Annotated in this window: 8 protein-coding genes; all 8 read left to right on the forward strand. The window is 35.9% G+C overall.

What is annotated here, in order from left to right; genetic code table 11:
- Window positions 1–417: 417 nt before the first annotated feature.
- Window positions 418–1,167, forward strand: a complete 750-nt coding sequence (gene aroD / locus KQI69_RS08565) for a type I 3-dehydroquinate dehydratase (RefSeq protein ID WP_216564963.1) — start codon at window positions 418–420, stop codon at window positions 1,165–1,167.
- A gap of 25 nt (window positions 1,168–1,192) precedes the next feature.
- On the forward strand, window positions 1,193–1,699 hold the full coding sequence (locus KQI69_RS08570; protein ID WP_216564964.1) for a shikimate kinase: 507 nt from the start codon (window positions 1,193–1,195) through the stop codon (window positions 1,697–1,699).
- A gap of 80 nt (window positions 1,700–1,779) precedes the next feature.
- Window positions 1,780–3,249 (forward strand): NlpC/P60 family protein, encoded by a 1,470-nt coding sequence (locus tag KQI69_RS08575; protein ID WP_216564965.1) that lies wholly within the window; start codon window positions 1,780–1,782, stop codon window positions 3,247–3,249.
- Between the two features lie 46 nt (window positions 3,250–3,295).
- Complete coding sequence (locus tag KQI69_RS08580; protein WP_216564966.1) at window positions 3,296–4,243, forward strand: glycosyltransferase family 2 protein; 948 nt, start codon at window positions 3,296–3,298, stop codon at window positions 4,241–4,243.
- Between the two features lie 2 nt (window positions 4,244–4,245).
- Complete coding sequence (locus tag KQI69_RS08585) at window positions 4,246–5,433, forward strand: CDP-glycerol glycerophosphotransferase family protein (protein ID WP_253289071.1); 1,188 nt, start codon at window positions 4,246–4,248, stop codon at window positions 5,431–5,433.
- The gene (locus tag KQI69_RS08590) at window positions 5,426–6,547 is read left to right on the forward strand and encodes a GNAT family N-acetyltransferase (protein ID WP_216564967.1); all 1,122 of its coding nucleotides are present in this window, start codon (window positions 5,426–5,428) and stop codon (window positions 6,545–6,547) included. The genes KQI69_RS08585 and KQI69_RS08590 overlap by 8 nt, the downstream gene beginning before the upstream one ends.
- A gap of 67 nt (window positions 6,548–6,614) precedes the next feature.
- Entirely contained in the window at window positions 6,615–6,803 is a 189-nt protein-coding gene (locus KQI69_RS08595; protein WP_216564968.1) for a hypothetical protein, read from the forward strand.
- Between the two features lie 27 nt (window positions 6,804–6,830).
- Window positions 6,831–7,799: a C39 family peptidase gene (locus KQI69_RS08600; protein ID WP_216564969.1), complete on the forward strand. Its 969-nt coding sequence runs from the start codon at window positions 6,831–6,833 to the stop codon at window positions 7,797–7,799.
- The last annotated feature ends 73 nt before the right edge of the window (window positions 7,800–7,872 follow it).

A 7,872-nucleotide genomic window follows, 5' to 3' on the forward strand; every position in this document is an offset into this window, starting at 1 on the left:
TACGCACGGTGGTGTGAGAGGTCGGGAAATTTAGTTAAATTTCCCTCCTACTCGATTGTTGTGCGCCATGGGCACGCTCTAATGGGTAAAAGTCCCGAAACTGTTCAGATAGTGGGAATTACACTAGAAAGATATAAATAAAAAGTGTGTTTACAATTTACAAATATTCACTTATAATAAATATAACTTGTATTTAATCGTTTATATTGAGGAGGATGAATATGGCATTGATAGCCGGAGTGATAGGGATTGTTGTTATAGCTGTAGTGGTTGTTGTGGCTGCGGTTACTGCTGTTACAGCAGGTGTGAAACAGTCTCTTGATGATGAATGATGCATTTTAAAGCGGAGCGGCTTGTGGTTTTTAGACACAGGTTGCTCTACTTTTTTCGTTCAATAATGTGCAAAGGAAAGGAAAAATGATGGTAAAAGTCAAAAATGTTGAGATAGGTACAGAAGTGCCGAAAATATGTGCACCGATAGTTGAAAAGTATCAGGAAGATATTCTTGAGATGGGTGAGAACCTTATGGCGAAAAAAAGTGTTGATATCATTGAGTGGAGGATTGATTTTTTTGAAGATTGCTTTAATACCGCGAAATTGATCGAAACTGCCGGGCTTTTGAGGGCTGTTGTTCCAAAAAAGCCGCTACTTGCAACTTTCCGTACAAAAAATGAGGGCGGAGAAAAAGATATAGAAAAAAGCAGTTACATCAAAATGCTTGAGGCATTGTCAGAAAGCGGTTATATAGACATGATAGATGTTGAGGCATATTTCATGGATAAAATAGAAATTGAAAAACTCATTAAAGGACTAAAAGAAAGATCAGTCGTGGTTGGCTCTTATCATGATTTTGAAAAGACACCTTTATATGATGAAATACAGGAAAGACTTACATATATGAAAGAAATAGGTGCAGATATACCAAAGATGGCATGCATGCCTGAGAAAAGATCCGATGTATTTAGGCTTATGAGTGCAACTGATGATTTTGTGATTCAAAATGAAGATATACCTGTGATAACAATGTCTATGGGAGAGATTGGAAAGGTAAGCAGAATAGCCGGAAGAAGTTTTGGTTCAGCAGTGACATTTGGATGCCTTGGAAAAGCGAGTGCACCCGGACAGATAAATGTTGATGATCTGAAACTTATATTGGATATGCTTTAAAAAATATTGTTGATGGAGGAATAAAATGGAAACACACATTTTTATGATCGGTTTTATGGGAGTTGGAAAAACAAGCACATCGAGAGTTTTAAGTAGAAAGCTTGGTGTTAAAGAAATTGATACTGATGCTATGATAGTGGAACAGGAGGGCAAGAGTATTTCTGATATTTTTGCTGATGAGGGAGAAGAATATTTTAGAAAAAAAGAAACAGAGCTGATAGATAAGATCGGAGAAATGAAACCATGTATCGTATCATGTGGTGGTGGAATGGCAATGCGTGAGGTAAATGTGGAAAAAATGAAAAAAATAGGCCAGGTTGTACTGCTTACAGCGACACCAGAGAATATTTATTCGCATGTAAAGGACAGTACAAACAGACCACTATTAAATGGAAATATGAATGTACCTTACATAAAGTCACTTATGGACGCAAGGGAACCAAAGTATAAATCTGCGGCAGATATAATTATCGAAACAGACGGATATGTACCGGCACAGATTGCAGACAAGATAATTGAAAAAATAAAATGATATCAGTCAAAAGGTCGTAAAAAGATGCAGACTTGCTTGCAAGAGGATTTTGTACTTAAAAAATAAGATAGGTATAGAGGATGAAAAACAGAAGAAATATAAAAAACAGGATAATGGCGGCAGGACTTGCTGTTGCAATGTGTCTGACAATGCTTTCGTCTATGGCATTTACTGATAATGTATCTGCTGCCACACATATATCTGGTGTAAAAAAGACTGTTTCCAGTGTTAATGTCGCAGCCGGACAGAGTGATGAGAAGAACATAGTATTTGATGCACAAAATGAAGATGGAGAATATACGGTTTCAGTAAATGATAAAGGTTTATTTTCTATCGTAAATTATGAAAATTTTGATAATGCTATAGAGTCAGTGAAATGGAGCACGAGTGATGAGGATATAGTCAGGGTGACTGATTCAGAGAATTTTACGGCAAGTTATGAAGCAGTAAGTTCAGGAAGAATCAATATATATGCTGATGTTACATACAATAGAAACAGCGGTGAGTACTCAGGATATATTTCTGACGATGATGATGATTATGATTCAGATGGTTTTTACGATGATGATTCTACTTACTGGGACAGATATACATTTAGCCTTTGTGTATATCCGGACATGTCAGGTGTAGAGTTGGAAAGTACAAGTCAGACAAGATATATAACTTCATATGATTATAATACACAGTTTGATTTTCAATTAAAAAGTGATATTTTTTTAGATGAAAGTAACTCTGACATAGGATTTGATGTTGTGAAGAATTCAAACAGTGCGATGGATATATCTGCTTCACTTAACAATAATGTTGTTTCAATATGGGCATACAATACAGGACAGACCAATGTTACATTTAAAATATATGGAAAAGAGTTTGAAGTAAGTATAAAAATTGTAAGCATAGATATGAATAAAACTTCACTTCTCATAGTAAAGGGAAAAAGTGCAAAGATCAAGGTTAAAGGAGTTTCAAAAGGAATAAAGTGGACTTCAACTAAAAAATCAGTAGTAAAAGTAAGCGGAAACGGAAATATTAAAAGTAAAAAAATTGGAAATGCTGTTGTTATTGCAAATGTGAATGGAACAAAAATTGGCTGTGCGGTATCAGTTGTGTCACCTAAAATTTATAATGTTATAAAGAGAGCACGAAGCATCGGAAAAGGAAAATACAGCCAGTCAAAGAGAATGGAGAAAGGATATTATGACTGTAGTTCACTTGTCTGGCGTTCTTACTCAAAGTATGGAGTTTATTTTGGAGCAAAAAGTTATGCTCCTGTAGCGGCTGACCTATGTAAATGGTGCTGGACAAAAGGAAAAAGAGTCAGTTCAGGTCTTAAAGATAGTCAGGTACAAAATATGAAATTAAATGCCGGAGATCTTATATTTAAACAGGGAGTAAATAATGGAAGATTTAAAGGTGTTTATCATGTTGAGATGTTTGCAGGATACAGCTGTGCTGGAATTGCTTCAAATGGAAAACCGATATTAAATGCTACATGGGCAAACAGGACAGATGGGTATTATGCTGAAGGGTCGATCGTTGCCAGACCATAGTGTAAGAAATATATGGAGAAACAAAAAATTATAATGGAGATTTGTTGTGATTACGATTATAATGGCGACTTTTAATGGTCAGGAGTATATAGAGGAACAGTTAAGGTCAATAAAAGAACAGACTTACAAAGAGTGGAAACTTGTTGTAAGAGATGATGGAAGTAAGGATAAAACTGTAGATATTTTGAAAAAATTTGCGGCTGAGACAGAACAGGAGGTCGTAATAAAAGTTAATGAAAAGCCAAGTGGTTCTGCAAAGAAAAATTTTGCACATCTTTTAAAGGATGTGCAAACTGATCAATATGTTATGTTTGCAGATCAGGATGATGTGTGGAAGAATGACAAGTTAGAGGTGACTTATAAAGCGATGCTGAATGCTGAAAAAAAATATGGAAATGAAACGCCTTTACTTGTCCATGGTGATGTTGAAGTTATAGATGAAAATGGCAATGTTCTTTCGGAGTCAATGTTTGGACTGTCACATATAGATGCCGATTCAGGACTTTCAAAACTGATAATACAGAATCATGTCACAGGCTGTACTATGATGTGTAATAAAAGGCTTTCTGAGGGCATTGTTAATCATTTATCTGATGACAAGGTTATCATGCATGATTATTTTGCTGCATTGTACGCATCAGTTTTTGGAAAGATAACAGTTATAAAAAGACCATTGTTAAGTTACAGACAACACGGTGATAACAGTGTTGGTGCAAAGGATAATAATAATATATATTATCTTATAAAAAGACTTGGTGACGGAAGGAAATCTTATAAAGAGGCGATGAGAAAGTCTGAGGAACAGGTAGCGTTTTTCTTAGAATTGTATAAGGACAAGATGACGGGAGAAAAGCTTGAAGGCAAATACAGGCTTATGAATGGATATGCCGGACTTGGCAGCCGTTCAAAGCTTTACCGCATTATGTTTTATAAAAAAAATAATGTGTGGAAAAAAGGCACTATCAGAAAAATAATGCAAGTCATCTGGGGGTAATTATGAAGATTTTAATTAAGATATTTAAGGCGGTAAAGGTTGCCGGAAAGTACTTTATAATGTTTCTTACTATGCTTATGCCCAGAGATTACGGATTGTGTGTATGTGGGGCGTGGCTTGGGGAACGCTTTGCAGATAATTCAAAGCAGTTGTTTATAGAAGCGTCAGAAAGGGATGATATAAGAGCTGTATGGATATCAAAGGACAGGACTGTTGTCGAACATATCAGACAGCTTGGATATGAAGCGTATCTGTGGGGGACAAAAAAAGCAAGATGGGTGCAGCTTCGTGCCAAATATGCAGTTATCTCAAATGGCATAAGTGACCTTGAACATACATTTCTTGGAAATGCCATAATAATAGACCTTTGGCATGGTGTTCCTCTGAAAAAAGTATGCTATGACAATAAATATGAAAAAAACTGGGACAGTCCTAAACAGAAACTGAGGGACAGTCTTATCTATATCCCGCTTGGAAAGATGTATTTTGTAGCGACGAGTGAAATGTTTATACCGATATATCAGAGTGCCTTCAGAAGAAGGAAAGACCAGATAATATGTCTCGGCCAGCCAAGAAGTGACATCTTTTTTGAGGATAAAAAGCCAGAGCCGTATTTTCCAGGAAAAAATATCATAATATACTGCCCGACACATAGAAATGAGGGAAAAGAACCGATTCATATAAAAGAATTATTTGACCTTGACAGATTGGAGAGTTATCTTTCGAGGAAAGATTACTATCTTGTTGTCAAAAAGCATTTTTACCACAGGGATGAAGTGGAAGATTTAGAAAATTATCCCCACATAATCGATGCTACAAGAGAAGATATGGACACACAGATACTTACTATTGAATCAAAAGCACTTATAACGGATTATTCAAGTATATATATAGATTATCTGCTGCTCGACAGACCGCTGCTATTTTACTGCTATGATTATGAGCATTATCTTAAAAATGACAGGGAAATGTATTTTGACTACGAGGATGTCACACCGGGGAATAAGGCGAAGAATTTTGACGAACTTTTTGAACAGATATGCGGTGTTATAGAGAGTGGTGAAGATTATGGCAGAGAAGAAAGAGAAAGAGTAAAAAACATGTTTTACTGTAAAAAAGGGCAGGGGCCTGTTGGAAATATTCTTATAGATATGATGGTAAAAAGGGAGATTGGAAAAAGCAATGATTAAGGAAAGGCTTAAGATTGTCGGTGCAAAACATCAGACTGATGAGATAATGGATATATGCAAAAAGCTGTGGCAGAATAATTTTGAGGATAGTGATGAGTATGTTCATTATTATTTTAGTGACAGATGGAAGGAAAGCATAACATTTTTGTATGGAGATAAGAGTATGCTGCACTTAAATCCTTATAATATGGAGTTGTTTGGAAAGAAGGAGACAATATATTATATTGTCGGAGTGTGTACAAATAAAGAGCATAGGCACAAGGGTTTTATGGACTTTCTGTTAAGAAATGCGTTAAAAAAACTATATAATGAAAATGCACCATTTGTTTATCTTATGCCGGCATCAGAGAAGATATATACACCATATGGATTCAGGGGAATGTATGGTGTAACTTCTTTTAATGTAATAAGAAAAGAAATGAATTTGGACGAATTATATTCTAAATGCACGATAAGAAAATTTGCTGAACTGTCAGAGAACGAAAAAAGTGAGCTTTCAGGATATGCGTCTGCAAAATTAGAAAATGATTTTCAGTGTTTTGTCATAAGGGACAGGGAGTATTTTATTCATAAAGATAAGGAAATGCAGGCATGTGGTGGTTCGGTGCTTGTTCTTATGGAAGAAAACATGGTTAAAGGTTATGCCATGTATATATGTGAGGAAGAACCTGAAATTGTTGAATTTGTTGCCGATGACGGATATTCTGATGTATTTATTGAAAAGGTTTTTCAGTATGCAGATGAACAATCAGAAAATGAAGGCTCAAACCATAAAATTATATTTGATGAATCATATTTTGTAAAAGAACAAAACGATAGTTTTGCTTTTTTTATTTCAGAAGAAAATATAAAAAATCTGCTTATGGCAAGGATAGTTGATATAAGGGCATTTGTCAAAATGATAAGCTTCAGCGGCATTTGCGAAGAATATCACATAGAGATAGAGGACGATATCATAGAGGAAAATAATGGAAGATGGGATATAGAGCTTGGCGGGATGAGTCTGATAAGAGAGGGGGAAAGTGGTGAAGGGCTTTACCAAAAGATGACGATCGCGGCATTTGGAGAGATGATTTTTTCAAAGATTAAATTTTATCTTAACGAAATGGTTTGAAAATTTGACGGACAGTGTTGTATAATGTATTATTATTATTTAAAAAAGATATGGAGGAAGTTGTCTGATGGCAGATAAAGGAAAAAGTGCAGGATATATATCGTGGAATAAGGAGATAGATAAGCTTAAAGATAAAAAAAGTAAATATGAGTGGGATGAACTTGAGGAACTTATAACAGATGCGTTTGAGGATGAGAAGATTACTTCAGATGAATTTGATGAACTCATGGGAAAGCTTATGGAACAGGAAATGTAACAGCATCAAGAGAGGGGCTTTGGTAAATTGACACGTGAGGAACTTGAGTATAGAAGATATCTTGAAAGAAGGATACGCAGGAGAAAAAGAAGAAGGCAGGTTATGATTGCAAGAGCCATTCTTCTGATAGTTATACTGCTTGCGGCATTTGGAGTTTTTTCAATAGTGAAAGGTCTGTTTTTTAACAGCAAAAATAAAGATACTGCAAAAGATACGCAGAAAACCGTTGTCGAAACCATGAAGCCGACAGCGTCACCTGAAAGCATGCATGAAAATGTTCCGGCTAATGTACCAGAGGGATATGAGGATGTTTATGATAAGCTGTTAAAACTTGAGAGTAAATATAGTGAAGTTAGCGATATAATTATGAACATGTCAAAATATCCGAAAAAACTGTTAGAACTTGCTGTTAAGAATCCTGAAACAATTGAATTTGTTTCAGGGTATCCAAAACATGAGAATGACAGTGAGGCAAATGGCAGGCTTAGTACGAAAGAAGTCAGAAAAGGAATTCCAGCATTGCAGCAGTGGGATGTCAGATGGGGATATGTAAAGTATGGAGATTCCATAATAGGAGTAAATGGCTGCGGACCTACATGTCTTGCAATGGTTTATGCAGGGATTACGAAGGATACAGCGATGACACCGGCAGATATCGCACAGTACTGTTCAAACAATAACTATTACAACAGCGATTCCGGAACATCATGGACATTGATGACTGAGGGGGCGAAAGACCTTGAACTTTCAGTAAGGAAAGTATCTGTAAATGCTTCAGCCATAAGAAAAGAACTAAAAGAAAAAAGACCATTGATATGCAGCATGTCACCGGGAGATTTTACTACAGAGGGACATTTCATTGTTATAAGGGGAATTGATTCAAAAGGAAGGCTTGTTATAAATGATCCAAACAGCATATCAAATTCAAAAAAGAGATGGCAGCTTTCCAGAGTTGTAAAACAGATTAAGGCAGCTTGGAGTTATTCACAGGATTAGTGTATTAGTGCAACGTAAAGTCAAGCGGATATTCGCAATCCGCTTTGCTACTTGCTCATAACACTATTAGCTG

The organism is Eubacterium sp. MSJ-13, assembly GCF_018918235.1.
GTDB lineage: Bacteria > Bacillota > Clostridia > Lachnospirales > Lachnospiraceae > Butyribacter.

Excerpts from the sequence above, each read along its gene's own strand:
- KQI69_RS08585 (WP_253289071.1), top strand. The coding sequence starts at position 4,246 with ATGAAGATTTTAATTAAGATATTTAAGGCGGTAAAGGTTGCCGGAAAG.
- KQI69_RS08590 (WP_216564967.1), top strand. The coding sequence starts at position 5,426 with ATGATTAAGGAAAGGCTTAAGATTGTCGGTGCAAAACATCAGACTGAT.
- aroD (WP_216564963.1), top strand. The coding sequence starts at position 418 with ATGATGGTAAAAGTCAAAAATGTTGAGATAGGTACAGAAGTGCCGAAA.
- KQI69_RS08595 (WP_216564968.1), top strand. The coding sequence starts at position 6,615 with ATGGCAGATAAAGGAAAAAGTGCAGGATATATATCGTGGAATAAGGAG.
- KQI69_RS08575 (WP_216564965.1), top strand. The coding sequence starts at position 1,780 with ATGAAAAACAGAAGAAATATAAAAAACAGGATAATGGCGGCAGGACTT.
- KQI69_RS08570 (WP_216564964.1), top strand. The coding sequence starts at position 1,193 with ATGGAAACACACATTTTTATGATCGGTTTTATGGGAGTTGGAAAAACA.